Below are 16,284 nucleotides of genomic sequence, written 5' to 3'. Positions count from 1 at the left end.
CAGCAGGGGTCACCACAAACGGAGTCGCCTTGAACGTTCCCGACCACGACGCCGTCGCACCGGGTGCCAGAACATAATCCGTCGTTGCACGGGCAGTCACCGTCACCGTCCATGAACCCGGATACGTCCCCGCAGCAACAACCTTCCCACCGACCAAATACTCAACACCGGTCACAGCAGGAACCGTATAGGCGTCGTCCTTAGTACCGTCCTCATCCGTGAAGGTAACGGCAGCCGGGGTCACCACAAACGGAGTCGCCTTGAACGTTCCCGACCACGATGCCGTTGCACCGGGTGCCAGAACATAATCCGTCGACGCACGCGCAGTCACCGTCACCGTCCCCGAACCCGGATACGTCCCAGCAGCAACAACCTCCCCACCGATTAGATACTCAACACCCGTCACGGCCGGGACAACATAGACGTCGTCCTTCGTACCGTCCTTATCCGTAAAGGTAACGGCAGCCGGGGTCACAGGCGTGCGGGGTGCCTGATTCTGAACATCAATAGTTGCGAGGGTCCTAAATCCACCGCCGGAGTTCCCAATGGCATCCCTGAGGGGGTACAAGGTAACGTCCCACTTCCCTGTAGCCGCCCACTCCGGAATCGTCATAGTCCGCTCCCAAACTCCGTCCTGCGGCGTTCCGGAGACCAGCGACATGGAACCGAACCCCTGTTGCTGCCAAGTCTCCGAATGACTCAGGATGACAGTCGGGGCCGTGGCACCCGTCTGATCTTTCAGACGGACCGACGCCTTCACAACAGCAGGACCGTCGAAAAGATTGAATGATGTCTTGTTCACCGAAGAACTCACCAAGACCGGTGCTGAAACATCCGCCACCGCACCCGAGACGTTCAAAGTCGCCAATGTTCTGAACCCACCGCCGGAGTTGCCCAACACATCCCCTACGGGATAAAGCGACACATCCCATTGCCCCGTGGCAGAGCCCAGCGGAATCGTCATAGTCCGCTCCCAAACGCCATCCTGAGGCGTTCCCGATACCAAGGACATAGAGCCAAAGCCTTGTTGCTGCCCCGTGGCCGAATGGCTCAAAATGACGGTCGGAGCCTTTACACCAGTGGCATCCGTCAAACGGACCGTAGCCGTAACCACAGCCGGGCCATCCGCCAAGTTAAACGACGTCTTGTTCACCGAAGAACTCACCAAGACCGGTGCTGAAACATCCGCCACCGCACCCGAGACGTTCAAAGTCGCCAATGTTCTGAACCCACCGCCGGAGTTGCCCAACACATCCCCTACGGGATAAAGCGACACATCCCATTGCCCCGTGGCAGAGCCCAGCGGAATCGTCATCGTCCGCTCCCAAACGCCATCCTGGGGCGTTCCCGACACCAAGGACATAGAGCCAAAGCCTTGTTGCTGCCCCGTGGCCGAATGGCTCAAAATGACGGTCGGAGCCTTTACACCAGTGGCATCCGTCAAACGGACCCTAGCCGTAACCACAGCCGGGCCATCCGCCAAGTTGAACGACGTCTTGTTCACCGAAGAACTCACCAACACCGGTGCTGCCATATCAGGAGAGCCGGGGCTGACAGCAAAAGCTGTCTGCTTCTCAGCATCATCCTCGGAGACGGCGACCTTCACGGAAGCGTCCGCTTGGAGCGATGTCAGGAAAAGGGCGCCATCATCAGCTGTGAGAGCCTTTTCAAGTTCGACCTGAAAGACGTCCGGACTCTTCTGAGTGAGCGCCTTTACTTCCACACCAAGATGCGCGGCGGCCTCCTGAGCAGCTGCTCCAGCCTTGATCGCAGGTTCATCGACACCGTCTTTGGTGGTCAAAAGAAACTGTGCAGGCTCCGCAACGGTAGGGCGTTCAAGCAGCGAGGCAATAGCTGGAACTTCGCGAACACTGGCCGAAGCAGGAAGTGCAACGACTCCTCCGCTGATAACGAGCGTAGTCAAAGCTGTGCCCAACGCGGTCAGCGTTTGGGCGCGGTAATTCTTATGCATTTTTCTGGGAATCCTAAGGATATTGCGAACAGCCCTGAGTCGACCGATCGCAGACAGCTGGAGACCACAGCTGATCCCCCAGGGAGATTCTAAGCAGACACTTGACTTGCGCTTTGCCAATTACACGTTTATGACAAGTCATTTGATTGATTTAAGCGACAACAACCTGATCCATAGATCAGGTTGTTGTCGTATCGTGCCTGCGCAGCTACATATCCGCGAGAGCCCCACCAGGGTTCTCAATGGCATCCGCGACGTACCGAAGGAAACCGGCAGCGGTTTCGCCATCGCATACCCGGTGGTCGAAGGCCAAGGTCAGCTCGGTGACCTTGCGGACAGCCAAGTCGCCGTTGACCACCCACGGCTTGTCGATGATGCGACCCACCCCGAGCATTGCAACCTCGGGGTAGTTGATAATCGCAGCAGAGCCGTCAACCCCGAAGACGCCGTAGTTATTGAGCGTGAAGGTACCGGAGCCCAGTTCAGTGGGCGTGGCCTTTCCTTCACGCGCGACGGCGGTGAGGCGTCGGATCTCTGCGTCGAGTTCACGGGCACTCAACTCATGCGCATTGCGCACCGAGGGAACCACAAGCCCCCTATCCGTTTGCGCTGCGAAGCCAAGGTTGATTCCCTCGAAGCCCACGATCTCCTGTGACCCGTCGGTGGCCGTCTCAAAGCGCGTGTTGAGGGCCGGGTACTTTTTTAACCCAGCCGTGACAAAACGAGCGATGAAGGCCAGCAGGCCGGGGGTGTCATGCGGCGCACGCTTCTTCAGTTCGGCCCGCATCTCCAGCAGTGCGGTTGCGTCGACATCCACCCACACGGTGGCCTCAGGAATCTCTGAGCGGCTGCGGGTCATGTTGGCGGCGACGGCCTTCCGAACGCCACGAACGGGAGTCCTGGCCGAAACACCGAGGCCGGTCCGGCCATCGACAGAACCCTCCGCGGCGCCGGCACCAACGGTAACTGGCGAAGCAGGCGCGGCCGGAGCTCCCGGCGCCGAAATGGCGGCTTCGACGTCCCTTCGCATAATCAGTCCACTGGCACCTGAACCTTCGATGGCGTCGAGTGAGACACCGTGGTCGCGCGCCATCTTTCGCACCAAGGGGGAAATGACCGCGCTCAGCTTCCCAGGAATCCGGGTTGCTGCAAGAGCAGCCTCCAGAGACGGAGCTGGAGCCTCCGTGACAGGCTCGACGACGGCGACGCCCGCCTTCCGCGGACGGGTGCGGCCTCCGGTAGCCCCACCAGCCGTGCCGTATCCAATCAGCACATTGCCGGAGCCGGCCCTCTCCTCGGTCCTGTACGTCTCGGCGGCCGCCTCAACCTCGGGCGATGTCGCAACACCGGTTGATACGGCACCGTCGGTGCCTGATGGAGCTTCCGGCGCAGCTTGAGCGGCACCGGCGCGGGCGATCGAGATCAACGGCTTGCCGACGTCGAGCGTCTCACCGGCCTCTCCGTGAAGTTCGGCGACGGTGCCCGCATACGGCGAGGGCACCTCCACCATGGACTTGGCAGTTTCGACCTCGGCGATGGGCTGGTCCACGCGGACCTCATCGCCCACGGCCACGAGCCAGTTGACCAGTTCGGCCTCCGTGAGGCCCTCTCCTAGGTCCGGCAGACGGAATACCTGCATATCTGAGCTCATGGTTAGTCCTCCCATTGAAGGTCGTCGACGGCGTCGAGGATGCGGTCGACGCTTGGCAGGTAGTAGTGCTCCAGCTTGGGTGACGGGAACGGAACATCGAATCCGGTGACACGGAGAACCGGCGCGGCGAGATAGTGGAACGCCCGTTCTTGGACACGGGCCACGATCTCGGAGGATACGGATGCGAAGCCATGAGCTTCGGCAATCACGACGGCGCGTCCGGTCTTTCGTACGGACGCACAGACGGTCTCGTCATCGAAAGGAACCAGGGTCCGTACGTCGATCACCTCGAGCGAGCGGCCTTCTTCGGCGGCCGCGGCGGCAGCTGCGAGCGCGGTGGGGACGGACGGTCCATAGGCAATGAGCGTCGCATCAGTGCCGGGACGAGCCACAGCCGCGCAACCCTCGGTGGAGGTACCGGCGTCGTGCTCTGCGCGCAACGCACCCAGGTCTACCTGGTCCTTGGACCAGTAGAGCTTCTTGGGTTCCATGAACATGACCGGGTCATCGGAATCGATGGCTTCGCGGAGCATGCGGTAGCCGTCAGCCACGGTGGCCGGCGTGTAGACCTTGAGGCCGGCTGTGTGGGCGTAGTAGGACTCGGAGGAGTCGCAGTGGTGCTCCACTCCCCCGATGCCGCCGGCGTAAGGCACGCGGATGACCATAGGCATCTTGAGCTTGCCCTTGGTGCGGTTGTGCATTTTGGCCACGTGGCTGACGATCTGCTCGAACGCGGGGTAGGCGAAGGCGTCGAACTGCATCTCGATGACGGGACGCATTCCGTTGATGGCCATTCCGACAGCCATGCCAACAATGCCCGACTCGGCGAGCGGGGTGTCGAAGCAGCGCTGCTCACCGAACTCCGCCATGAGCCCGTCCGTGATGCGGAAGACTCCGCCGAGCATTCCTACGTCCTCACCGAAAACCAGGACGGATGGGTCAGCGCGCATGGCGTCGGCCATGGCTGTGTTCAGGGCCTTGGCCATGGTGAGGCTCTGCGGGCCGGCGGCGTCGGCGGTGGCCGCAGCGGAAGCGGCGGCGCTGGCGGTCGCTGCGCTCACGTTGCCATTGACGGTTGTGGTGACTGTCATTTTGCGCTCTCCTCACGGGCGAGTTCGCCGGCGAGCAGTTCGGACTGCTCCTTCAGCTGTGGGGTGGGCTTGGAGAAGACGTACTTGAAGAGGTCCAGCGGCTGCACCGGGACATCCTCCCCCAGGCCTTCCCTGAGCTGGGTGGCTACTGCTTCGGCGTGCTCGGCAATTTTCTGGTCCGCGGCATCATCCAGCAGTCCTTTATCCGTAAGGTACGACTTCATGCGGGTCAGCGGATCCTTCGCCTGCCATTCGGCGACCTCGCTGTCAGGGCGATACCGAGTGGCATCGTCGGCGTTGGTGTGCGCTTGCATGCGGTAGGTGTGCGCCTCGATCAGCAGCGGGCCGGAGCCTTCACGGGCCAGCTTCACTGCACGGTCCATGACAGCGAGCAGCGCGACGAGGTCGTTACCGTCAACACGCTCACCTGCCATGCCGTAACCCACGGCCTTGTGGGCTAACGACGGCGCCACAGACTGGTGGCTGAGCGGCACGGAGATCGCGTATTTGTTGTTCTGCACGAAGAATATGACGGGCAAGTGGAAGACCGCGGCGAAGTTCAGGGCCTCGTGGAAATCGCCTTCGCTGGTGGCGCCATCACCACACATGGCCATCACCACGGTGTCTTCACCGCGCAGCTTGGCGGCATGCGCGACGCCGACAGCGTGCAGCAGTTGCGTGGTCAGCGGCGTGCACTGGATACCCACTTTGTGCTCTTGAGGGTCATACCCGCCGTGCCAGTCGCCACGGAAGATGGTCATGACCTCAACGGGATCCACCCCGCGGGTCATGACGGCGACTGCGTCCCGGTAGGTCGGGAACAACCAGTCACCTTCGCTGAGGCACATGGCTGCCGCTACCTGGCAGGCTTCCTGACCGTGGCTTGAGGGGTAGACGGCCATACGGCCCTGCCGGACGAGCGCGGAGTTTTGATCGTTGACGCGACGTCCGACGACGAGTTGCTCGTAGGCGGCCATAAGTTCAGCGTCGCTGGGCGTGGGGTACTCGTGGCCGGGTTCGGTGCCTTGTTCGTCATGGGAACGGAGGGTGCCGTCGGGGTTCACCATCTGGATCTGGTGTCGGGCGGGGAGCATGTAGTCCTCAACGCTGATGCCGAATTTTGTCCGAACGTCAGCAGCGTGGTCCTCTACAGCCGTTTCCGGCGCAGAGTGGTCTGCGTGGATCGTCATTGGTCCGTCCTTCTCTAGCCACTATGTGCTTCCAGTATGTTCCCGAGTGAAGTTTCGTATCCAGCTTTTGCCAAAATCATGGAAGAGCTTGCTCAAAGTGACTATTCTGAAAGACGAAATGTAATTGTGAGCTGGGTAACGAGCCTGTGCTGTAGACGATTTGGAGTGCTATGAGCGAGACCGAGGCAGAGCAGGCGGCAGTGCTGTTGGATGCGGTGGACCGGGACATCATCCGCGAACTCACCACGGACGGCCGCATGTCCATCACGCAGGTGGCTGAGAACGTGCACATCAGCCGGGCCCACGCCTACTCGCGCATCGCACGGCTCACTGGCGAAGGGGTTCTCACAAAGTTCACTGCCCTGGTGGATCCCATAAAGGCCGGGTTGCGCTCCTCCGCCTATGTGACTCTCAAGGTCCAGCAACACTCATGGCGCGAACTCAAGGAAGAGCTCCGCGCCATTCCGGAAGTTCACCACATTGCCCTGGTAGGTGGAGACTTCGACGTCATCCTGCTCGTCCGGGCAACGGACAACATCCACCTCCGGCGTGTGATCTTCGACCAGTTGCAGTCCATGGATGGCGTTCTGGATACGCAGACTTTCCTTGTTTTTGAGGATGTTGATACGAGGTAACCGATGCCGTGGTCCGCAGCTGGGAGGAAGCGCTCATTTCCTGACCTTAGACTGTCCCCGTGCCCCTCAAAACCGCCTCCGCCACGCGTGTCATTGGCATTTTCGTGGCGGCCTGCTTTTTGGCGGCACTCCTCTGGCTGATTGCCGCCTTCCAGTTCCTCTACGATCCTCCCCAGGCGAATCCCCGCCACACCGACGCGATTGTCGTCCTGGGTGGGATGAGCAAGGAGAGACTGCCGGCGGCCGAAAAACTGCAGAAGGATTTGGATATACCGGTCCTCGTTGTTTCCACCACTGGTCTTGCGGGCAATGTTGAGGGCGACTCGTTATGCGACGAGAACCCAGACGACCCTGATTTGGTGTGCTTCCGCCCCTCGCCGCTCAACACGAGGGGCGAAGCGGAAGCCCTGCGCTCGTTGATTGCGGAGCACGGCTGGAAATCCGTAACGATCGTGACGTCCGAATACCATCTCATGCGCGCGGGTACATTGATCGAGCAATGTACGCCTGCGGAGATACAGATGGTGGGGTCCCGTCCCGATCTTTCCGCGGGCGCCTGGCTGGACCGGTTCGTGGTCGAAACGGGCGGCCTGATTGACGTGTGGATGCAGCCGGAGTGTTCTTCTCACTAGAGACGCTGCCGTGCTGAAGGCCATGACAACAGCTGTTAAGCGACCACAAATATCCAACAGCCCAAGTCAACACTATCTCCCGGTTCTTGACATCTATTTAGGCGCTTGAAGGTTTTCGTCAATGACTTGAGTTCTGCTGACTCGTCGGTTCATCCTTTTGGCATAGGTCCAAGGTCTCACCCTACGAGCCCAAGGATCCATCGTGGAAAAAATCAGGCTTCCGCGCTCCACCTTCATCTCAAATGGTCGGCGTACTGGCGCCGGCCTACTGGCCGCACTCTTTTTGGTCGTCGGGTTTATTCATGCACCCGCAGCCACCGCGGCGCCCGCTCCCGTTTATCCCATCAGCGGATATTTCATTTATGGAATTACAAGCGACGCAGCGAACACTAAGAAACTGAGTGACATCAAGTCCGTTGGCGGAGACACTGTCATCACCTTTGGTTCCAGACTGAAACCAGCCACGCTTTCCACTATCCCCGCTGGATGCACCATCTCAGGGGTCAATTGCGCGACAGCTGCCGCATCCGGAGTCAAGGTGAAGCGGTACTTCACCTACTCCGATGGAAACTCATGGGGGTTGCCTGCCCTCTTATGTGCACGCGACAGAACAGTCACAAGTGGCACCACGATCTACACAGTCATGGTCCTGCCTACTGAAGGAAGCGGGTGTAACTCTCCGAGTGGAAGCTACGACGTAGTCGTCATTAGTGGCGGAACCTCATTCTCAATGTCAGTGTCATTGGGAAAGGCCGCCACCAGCTTGGGAATGAAATACTACGCCGGCCTTCCGGCTCCAGTCATGAGTACCACCACGACGTATCTCCCTGACCTGTCGTATCAAGCCACCCTGTCGGTTTTCACAGCCCGCTTTTTGATATATCAAGGCAAAGTCAATAACGTCCCCGGGCTTGCCGGCTTCTATCACCACACCGAAATGCCTCTCAGCGACGGAGCCGTGTGGGACGCTGTCCTGACGGTATACCGCATGCAAAACGCCAGAATCGCTCAGTATCAACCGAGTCGTTCCGCCGTTGTCAGTCCTTATATCGATTCTCGTTCCAACTTCGGTGGGCGCGTAACAGTGGACCAAGCACGGAACGCTATCGCCAACATCGCCGATACGGCGGGCGACGTCCATCTTTCCATCGCCGTTCAGGACGGCATGGGCACAGGCAAGGGAGGCTCCTTCTTTGGGAGCGAAAGCGGCAACAATGTTGACCAGTACGCCGCATCGATAGTCGGAAGTGGGTCCTGGGGAAGCAAGTACCTGGCACCAACCCGCGACTACTTCTGGGCTATGGCCGAAGGAATCGAAGGAACGGGTGCAGACCTCTGGGCAAATTTGGAGGGCATGGCGCCGGCAACGTCACAAAATCCTTGCGATAGTGGCAGCACGAGAGGCCAATCGACCAAAGCCCGCCTGGACAAACAGGTGCAGCAATTCGGAAACACGCCAGTTAAGGTCATTTCCTTCATGTGGGATCCGTACTTCACCTGCGCCGGGACTGGCATCCCGATGATCGACCGGCTTAAGTCGGGCAGTACAACACCGATCATCACAGATTCAATTTTCAACGGCAACGGTGACGTGCTGGTCACGGGCCAAAACCTGAGCGGGGGGACTGTCCAGGTCAAGTGGGTAGACGACTCAGGGAGGGCGCTTGACAAGACAGTGACTGCGTCCAACTACAACCCCTCGTATGGCAAGGAGTTGGGCATCAATCCGCTCCTGGAATCGGTCACAGCGAAGCTCGGCAGCACGTCTTTGGCTTCAGGCAAGAACTACTTCATTGACGTGGTGAACGGCTCGGGCCAGAAGAACGACGCGCTGTACTCAGACCGCGGCTGACGGTTTGTGAGGAAGGGCGGCCTCGTTTTTTGGGCCGCCCTTCCTTTCTTCGCCGGCCCTAAATCTCGCACCGCGCACCAGCGCACAGAGAGGAGGCGCCTGCCTGTGTCGCCCCCGAATGTTGCGTGGGGCAGTCCAGATGCAAGAATTGGGTCGTGGCAACAGTTCATCCGGAGGTCGCTGAGGAGGTAAACGTGACCGGACCAGCCCGCCAGCTCTCGGCCAGCTCTCCCGCCCCTCGCCATCTGCGTAAACGCCGCTTTCGAAGCGAAACGCCGACCAGCCTCATGGCCGGGTACGAGACGGCGACAACCGGAAAGTCCGGGTTACAGCCGTCCCATGGTGCTGAAGAAAAGGAAGTCTCGGACGGAACCGAAGACATCCTTCCGTCAGGATCGCAGGCCCCAGGAGCTCAACCATCCGTGATGCCGCTTCGTCGCAAGCGCCAAATTGCACTGCTCGTAGTGATTATTGTCTCAGCCAGCATTCCAGTGCTGGCCATGACTTTGATCCTTGCCCGGTAATTCTGGCACTTTTACTACACAAATTGAAGCGGCACGTGCGACGTGCGATAGCATCGGGGAGTCACTCAACACCACTTCCGGGGGAAATTCATGCCCAGCGTCATGCCCATTTTTGGCACCCGTCCCGAAGCTATCAAGATGGCTCCGATCGTCAGCGCTTTTAAAGAGTCGCCAGAGTTCGACTGCATCGTTACGGTGACGGGCCAGCACCGCGAGATGCTGGACCAAGTCAATGAGCTATTTGGCATCACCCCCGACCACGACCTAAACATCCTGCAGCAACGTCAATCCCTCTCGGCGATTATGACCCGTACGATTGATGGCTTGGATAAGCTCTTCACGGAGGAGAAACCGGACGCAGTAATCGTCCAGGGCGACACCACTACATCTACAGCTGGCGCCATCGCAGCGTTCTACCACGGGATCCCAGTAATCCACGTCGAAGCGGGCCTGCGCAGCGGAGACCTGTTCTCCCCCTTCCCGGAAGAAGCGAACCGAAAGATCACCAGCCAGATCGCCAGTCTTCACCTGGCCCCGACCAGCACCAGCAAGGCGAACCTGCTGGCAGAAGGCATCGCGGAGGATGACATTGTGGTGACCGGCAACTCGGTTATCGATGCCCTCCTTACCACTGTCGACAAGCAGCTGCCGTTCAGCGATCCGCAGTTGGAGGAACTGGCTGCCAGCGGACGCCGCATCCTTCTTGTCACCACGCACCGCCGTGAAAACCAGGGCGACGCAATGCGCGGAGTTGGCCGGGCGCTGGCTCGTATCGCAGAGGCCGAACCGGACCTGGTCATAGTACTGCCGGCCCACAAGAACCCGGTGGTACGCGAAGCCGTACTCCCGGCACTTGAGGGCAAGACCAACGTGGTTGTCACGGAGCCACTCGCATACGGCGAGTTCACCCGTCTCCTCTCCCTCGCCCACATCGTCCTTACGGATTCGGGTGGAGTTCAGGAAGAAGCTCCCAGCTTGGGCAAGCCCGTGCTGGTGATGCGCGACAACACCGAGCGTCCCGAAGCAGTGGATGCCGGCACCGTCTCGTTGATCGGTACTGACGAGGAAACCATCGTCAAGGAAGTGGACCGCCTTCTCAACCAACAGGACGCCTTTGACGCCATGGCCAACGCCGTCAATCCATACGGTGATGGCAAGGCCGCCGAGCGTACCGTCGCGGCCGCCGCCCAACTCCTCGGCATTGGGACCAGAATTGCCGCATTTCGCGGATAACTCTTAGCGCCCGCACCATGCACAGGTCATGACCAAGTGCATTGACAACTAAGCACTAGTGACCAGGAACATATATGCATTTCTTCGTGCGTTCAACTAGAGGAAAGATAGTCCTCGCAACTACAGCTGGATTGATCCTTGCGTCAGTCCTAGCAGTTGTCGGCCTTCCGGCGGCGGGAGTCCTCTTGGGGACCGCCTCCCTCGGCATCCTGCTCGGACTCCTCGCTGAGTCCCTGCACCGAACACGATCAGCAATGTTGCGGACTGACTTAAGGTTCAGATCCCAGCACGCCGAAATTCTAACTGCACTCGAGCGCTTGGACCACAGGCTTACAAACCAAGATCTAAGTATCGGTAAAATAGGCGACCGACATGCGTCGGGGCAGGAAGCTACCAAAAACTCAATTCTCAAACTCAGACAAACACTGGGAGAATCGAACAAAGAGCTTAGGCAACTAGGATCAAATTACCAAAAGACAATTGCCTCTATTGATCATATTACCGACATTCAAGTCGAACAGGTAGAACTTGTAAAGAAATATCGGCATTTTGATGACTGGGGAAAACAGTTCACAAAGAATAATTTTAGGGAGTTTCCACAGAGTTCCGCTGATGCCATAACTAAATGTCTCGACAACCGGCTTTACACAACTGTTGTCCATATAGGCGGCATGGCATCAGCAGCCTGGACATACGATCTCATGCTTAGAAATGACAATGCGGCTGAAAGAATAACGTTCGCCTTTCCCGATCAAGCAGCCCTTGCAGATTTTGAGCAACATATCGCCTACCGTCCTTGGTCCAAAAATGTTCAGCTAACCCTGCTCGATGATGCCCCGCCGCCGGCCGCTTCAATTGGCAATACTTTAGCAACCGAAGTCGATCTAATGATTGTCGACTTCGGATGCCTTAGTCACCCCGCACAGCTCGCTGAACGAATTCCCAGCCTCTATTGGCATTGGCTACGTCCAGAAGCGGATGCAATTGTCGTAGATTCCTCACGACTCAGACCTATCTTGGCAGCCAAAATATTGTTGGATTCTAGAGAGGACCTCGTGGCATCCGTCGGTTCAGGAAATGATTTTCACCTCAAGATCAAGCGAGCCATCAAATGATTACATCTGCGGAGTCAATTTCCAATGGTTTGAAGGTGCTCCTAGGTGGGCGCCCAGAAGAGCTTCTCAAATACGGCTACCTCAAAAATCCGCAAAATAGGCCAACGGTCTTAGGCATACTCGACGATTTTTCAACCCAGTGTTTCGCTCCAGAGTTGAACTACTGGTCCTTGGCGCGCCGAGATATCGATGCAGCTTTGGACCATTTCTCCCCAGATTTTCTGCTCGTGGAATCGGCGTGGAATGGAAGTGAGGGCGAATGGCGTTATCAACTCACAAGCGACTCGGGCCCAAAGGATTCGTTTTATGATCTAATTACCGCATGCCGCAATAGGTCGATACCGACAGTATTTTGGAACAAGGAAGATCCACCGCATTTCCAGGAGTTCTTGCCAGCGGCTAAGGAATTCGACTATATCTTTACCACCGAAGAGTCTCTTGTAACTGCATATATGAAGGCGGCCGGGCATGAGAATGTAAACGTCCTGCAGTTCGGCGCACAACCGACGATCCACAGCCCCCTCCAAATTGACGGTTTCAGAGCTGGAAACATCGCATTCGCAGGTCAATATTTTGCGCACAAGTTCCCCGAACGAAGGGAACAAATGGACATGCTATTTCCACCCGCCCAGGAACTTGGACTAAGCATCTTTTCGAGGATGCTTGGCGGCGATAAGAACTACGCCTTTCCCGAACGCTACGAAAAAAACGTCGTTGGCTCGCTTCCGTATCATCAAATGGTCGATGCCTACAGGCGCTTCAAAGTCTACTTGAACGTTAATTCTGTTCCCGAGTCCCAGAGCATGTGTGCACGTCGGATTTTCGAACTCGCGAGCTCAAAAACAGCCGTTGTTAGCTCCCACAGCAGCGCAATTCACAAAGCCTATTCCAGCAATGAGGTCTTCACCGTAAAGACCAGTGCAGAAGCAGCGGACGTTCTGGGGAGGCTAACTCTGGATCACCGCTTCCGTGAATCCGCAACGCACCTGGCGTGGCGTACCACAGCAACTCGGCACCTATATCGCAACAGAATTGAATCTATAATCTCAGTTCTGGGACTTCCAACACCACACCTTCCAGATGCAGTTCATGTTTTCCTGCACGCTTCTTCGACCGAATCTGTTCGTCGGCTGCTGAGCCAGCTGGCGTCCCAAGCATGCGTAAACATAGCTCAGGTGACACTCGTTGGACAGGATCTGAAGCTAACCGGGCCAGAGGCCGCCACGATCCAGAATGATCTAGGTACGAAATGGAAACTATCGATCGCGGCTAACCTAGATCGTCAGCCTATAGTGTCAGCTGACACGGCCTTCATCGCATTCATCTCGGACCGCTACGACATCGCGCCGAACTACCTTCTCGACATGCGACTGTATTTGGAACACTACTCTGCAACGGAAACAGTCGCTAAGGGTATGACTGGAACTGTGGCCAAACCTGCTTCGGCTTATGTTCAAGGCGGCTGGCCGGAGGACATCCAAAGCCACTCTTTCTTGGCCGGTGCCTGGATGACGCGGGCAAGCGGGTCCTGGTTTGAACGCATTAAGCGAATTCTGTGCTCACCATCCGAGAGAATCTCTGAAGATGCGTTCGTGACTCTTACGGACAGGTTTAATATTCGTGAAGCCTCAACCTCCAGAACTACAGACTGGGTTATCTAAAATGAAGTTTGCTTTTTTTGATGGCATTGTTGAGACACACGTTGCGTCCTCTCTTGAAAGAGCGCTTGTGGCTGCCGGACACAAGGTATACAACACCGGGAAGATCGGCCATGGTTTCAAGTTTGCGACTGGTTCCATTGCCATCGGAAAACTAAAACGCGAACTCGACAAGGTCTTGGAGTTCGAGCCCGATGTCATATTCGTATTCAGACCCGCCAGCCTGCCCCCGGAACTTCTTCGTCGTGCCAAATCGACTGGAGCCAGACTTGTCGTCTGGCTCTCCGACGACCCCGTCCTCTGGGACCTTACATATGGTCCGGTAATCGAACAATACGATATCGTGCTGCACTGCGGCACCGAGAGAGTTCTGCAGTTTTATCAAGACAGCTTCGGCCGTCCAACTGGCGTGAACTTTCCTTTTTGGACAGATTCGAAAGCGTTTCCGTACGTCTTCGGTACTGAGGAAAGGGAAACGGATGCTATGTTTTTGGGCAATGTTCATGACGAGGTTCGACGAAAGCGATACTTTGACCTCGGCGGCTTGAATTCAAGCGTACGAATCCACGGAGCCGTCGGTCGCGACTACTTTAATGTCTGGGGCGGCTTTCTCGACAGCGATAGAGAGGTACTCCAGGCCGGGGCTAGAGCCGGTGTTGCAATTAACATTCCGCAATACTTTCGTGATCACCGTGGCCTCGAGACTTGGTTTACTGGACTCGATGAGCTTGGGTTCTTCCAGTATCCGAGCCGGGTTATTCAGTACGCAGCAATGGGCCTGCCCATAATCTCGGTCGTTCCTACGCCCTCCGACTTATCATCATTTCCGGAGGTAATGACCGTACCTTCGATGGAAGAGCTAGATCGAACCATCCACGAGATTGTCAATTCGGAGAGCCTTCAACAGCTGAGCGTTGAAACCCATCTTCGTTTCAGGAAAAACTACTCAGCCGAAGCCAGGGTGCTGGCACTCGAATCGGTCTTGGAAGATGACTCCTGGAAGAAGCTAAACGCGTGGGAACGCTCGATGTGGTTCACACAGTTCGACGCCGATGCTCAGCAGGCGAGGTTCACCGAAACACCAGCTTCAGAGGTCGTATGGCGGAGACCGTCTGTCGAGGTGAACAGGGAGACGATGGCGTCGACGTCGTTTGTCGTCGTGGGGTCTGACCTGCGTCGAGTAACATCGACAACTTCCGTTCTCACGCGGGGACTGACCGAACTTGGCCACGACGTGAAAACATACGATGCCGCTTTCAGCAATTTTCTGGTACCAGATCCAAACGGTGAATTTAGATTTGTCATAAACGCCCACAAACTCCTTAGTGAGCTTAATGAGATACCAGCGGCAGTCTTTCTCAGTGGTATAGATTGCGGATTGACGGAAAGTGGTCTAGAAAAACTGCACTCAGCGGGAATAAAGGTGTGCGCCATCGGTGTGCACCATAAGTCTCTGGATGCGAGGATGCGGAGACTATTGCAGCGCATGGACCTCGTCTGCCTATTGAATGCCGAGTTCACCCAGAACCTGATCGAAACTGGACACGAGAACGTCGTATTCCTTCCTCCACTCGTTGACCGAGGATTTTTCAAGGCATTAGGACAACTAGGTGAGCGACGATCAGCTGCAGTCTCTGTAGCTAAGCGGAAGCTGCACTACGAGACGCAAGCCGCAGCCCTGAGGGACTTGGACGGCGGAACACTAGAGCATATGTATGTCGAAGAGATGCCCGACGCCCTGCTAAGTCTTGATGCCTTGGCGGAGAAGCTCAACGTTTCCGTCCTACTCGCACCCCACGATTCCAGTCTCCCGGGTCCTCTGCCCTCAGAGCTCCTTCCTTTTGCACTCGCTTCCGGTGCTCTAGTGGCTGTACCACGTGCGCTTGGACCAATGAATGTGACGGAAGCGGGCACGGCCATGATAAGTGTCCGCGAGAAGGGGGAGCTTCTGAGGAAGCTCGCGCGACTTGCTGTATCAACGTCGACTCTTGAAGCGTATCTAGCGGAAGCCAGGAAGCTCGTCGCGGATAAGCTCAACGCCGAACGCCAGATTTCTAAGGTGATTTCACGTTTAGAGCGAATTCAACTGACACAAGAACTCGTTGTAAATGAGACCGCATCCGTAGTCTCTGAGGGCGTCGAGGTTCAGATCGAGTCCACACCGCGATCCTCAGCCACGACGCTGCTCAGCCTCACATTCTCCAACCTCTTCCCTGAGGGATTGAACTCGCCCTTTACACTCATCGTGCGCTCGTCAGACGATGATTTCACATATCTGGAGACCGTCGATGCTTCGCGAACGGTATCTAAGCTCCAGATCCAATATCCTAAGGCCCCGACCGTTGCCAGACTAGCCGTGTCCCTTAAGTTGCACGAGAGAGACCTTAACGATGTCTTGAAGAAATTTGTGAGCAGCACCCTTAAGGAAGCCATTTGGTCGGCTAGTCCAGATCCCGTGGATCACTTGACCATACGAAGTTCATCACAGTCCGGACGGCTTGAGCTGTACGCCAATAGCTAAACAGGGACGCCAGACCAACGTCCAGCAGGACCGAAAAACGAGCATTTACAAGTTGAAACCGGTGCCAAAAGGCATCGGTTTCAACTTATCTGTCTACCACTGGCCTTTTCACGACCGGCAAGAATGGTCGCAGGCTTATCTGCACTGTTGACCTGCGCTTCTTTTCTGTTGTCGGGCAGTCGGGTGTGGCCTGTTCGGTCTTCTGGGGGT

The 16,284-nt window shown here is 57.1% G+C and carries 11 protein-coding genes and 1 pseudogene; 8 read left to right on the top strand and 4 right to left on the bottom strand.

Annotated elements, in window-relative coordinates:
• From ACNQOP_RS18005 to pdhA, 4 genes and pseudogenes are all read right to left on the bottom strand, one after another.
• Window positions 1–1,972: pseudogene (locus ACNQOP_RS18005) on the bottom strand (hypothetical protein); the annotation flags it as partial.
• 208 nt (window positions 1,973–2,180) lie between these two features.
• Complete coding sequence (locus ACNQOP_RS18000) at window positions 2,181–3,623, bottom strand: dihydrolipoamide acetyltransferase family protein (RefSeq protein WP_416405344.1); 1,443 nt, start codon at window positions 3,621–3,623, stop codon at window positions 2,181–2,183.
• Between the two features lie 2 nt (window positions 3,624–3,625).
• Window positions 3,626–4,714: an alpha-ketoacid dehydrogenase subunit beta gene (locus ACNQOP_RS17995; protein ID WP_416405343.1), complete on the bottom strand. Its 1,089-nt coding sequence runs from the start codon at window positions 4,712–4,714 to the stop codon at window positions 3,626–3,628.
• Window positions 4,711–5,904, bottom strand: a complete 1,194-nt coding sequence (pdhA, locus tag ACNQOP_RS17990) for a pyruvate dehydrogenase (acetyl-transferring) E1 component subunit alpha (RefSeq protein ID WP_416405342.1) — start codon at window positions 5,902–5,904, stop codon at window positions 4,711–4,713. Before pdhA ends, ACNQOP_RS17995 begins: the two co-directional genes overlap by 4 nt.
• Before the next feature lie 170 nt (window positions 5,905–6,074).
• Here pdhA and ACNQOP_RS17985 point away from each other — a divergent pair, with 170 nt between their 5' ends.
• The 8 genes from ACNQOP_RS17985 (at window position 6,075) to ACNQOP_RS17950 (ending at window position 16,074) form a co-directional block, all read left to right on the top strand.
• Window positions 6,075–6,539 carry an Lrp/AsnC family transcriptional regulator gene (locus ACNQOP_RS17985; protein WP_416405341.1) on the top strand — a complete coding sequence of 155 codons (465 nt, stop codon included), beginning with the start codon at window positions 6,075–6,077 and terminating at the stop codon, window positions 6,537–6,539.
• Between the two features lie 59 nt (window positions 6,540–6,598).
• On the top strand, window positions 6,599–7,171 hold the full coding sequence (locus tag ACNQOP_RS17980) for a YdcF family protein (RefSeq protein WP_416405340.1): 573 nt from the start codon (window positions 6,599–6,601) through the stop codon (window positions 7,169–7,171).
• A gap of 202 nt (window positions 7,172–7,373) precedes the next feature.
• Entirely contained in the window at window positions 7,374–9,023 is a 1,650-nt protein-coding gene (locus ACNQOP_RS17975; protein WP_416405339.1) for a hypothetical protein, read from the top strand.
• Window positions 9,024–9,217: 194 nt separating this feature from the next.
• Window positions 9,218–9,547 (top strand): hypothetical protein, encoded by a 330-nt coding sequence (locus ACNQOP_RS17970; protein WP_416405338.1) that lies wholly within the window; start codon window positions 9,218–9,220, stop codon window positions 9,545–9,547.
• A gap of 90 nt (window positions 9,548–9,637) precedes the next feature.
• Complete coding sequence (gene wecB / locus ACNQOP_RS17965) at window positions 9,638–10,780, top strand: non-hydrolyzing UDP-N-acetylglucosamine 2-epimerase (RefSeq protein WP_416405337.1); 1,143 nt, start codon at window positions 9,638–9,640, stop codon at window positions 10,778–10,780.
• Between the two features lie 317 nt (window positions 10,781–11,097).
• A complete protein-coding gene (locus tag ACNQOP_RS17960; protein ID WP_416405336.1) occupies window positions 11,098–11,895 on the top strand; it encodes a hypothetical protein in 798 nt (265 codons plus the stop codon).
• Window positions 11,892–13,556, top strand: coding sequence for a CgeB family protein (locus ACNQOP_RS17955; protein WP_416405335.1), 1,665 nt, complete (start codon window positions 11,892–11,894; stop codon window positions 13,554–13,556). Before ACNQOP_RS17960 ends, ACNQOP_RS17955 begins: the two co-directional genes overlap by 4 nt.
• 1 nt (window position 13,557) lies before the next feature.
• Entirely contained in the window at window positions 13,558–16,074 is a 2,517-nt protein-coding gene (locus ACNQOP_RS17950; protein ID WP_416405334.1) for a hypothetical protein, read from the top strand.
• The last annotated feature ends 210 nt before the right edge of the window (window positions 16,075–16,284 follow it).

The sequence above is a fragment of the Arthrobacter sp. LFS091 genome (assembly GCF_047977885.1).
Lineage (GTDB): Bacteria > Actinomycetota > Actinomycetes > Actinomycetales > Micrococcaceae > Arthrobacter.
Note: the sequence above shows the minus strand (reverse complement) of the source record. Positions and strands in the feature narration are given on the sequence as shown.

Coding starts and splice junctions, on each gene's coding strand:
- ACNQOP_RS18000 (WP_416405344.1), bottom strand. CDS start 3,623: ATGAGCTCAGATATGCAGGTATTCCGTCTGCCGGACCTAGGAGAGGGC.
- ACNQOP_RS17995 (WP_416405343.1), bottom strand. CDS start 4,714: ATGACAGTCACCACAACCGTCAATGGCAACGTGAGCGCAGCGACCGCC.
- pdhA (WP_416405342.1), bottom strand. CDS start 5,904: ATGACGATCCACGCAGACCACTCTGCGCCGGAAACGGCTGTAGAGGAC.
- ACNQOP_RS17985 (WP_416405341.1), top strand. CDS start 6,075: ATGAGCGAGACCGAGGCAGAGCAGGCGGCAGTGCTGTTGGATGCGGTG.
- wecB (WP_416405337.1), top strand. CDS start 9,638: ATGCCCAGCGTCATGCCCATTTTTGGCACCCGTCCCGAAGCTATCAAG.
- ACNQOP_RS17955 (WP_416405335.1), top strand. CDS start 11,892: ATGATTACATCTGCGGAGTCAATTTCCAATGGTTTGAAGGTGCTCCTA.
- ACNQOP_RS17950 (WP_416405334.1), top strand. CDS start 13,558: ATGAAGTTTGCTTTTTTTGATGGCATTGTTGAGACACACGTTGCGTCC.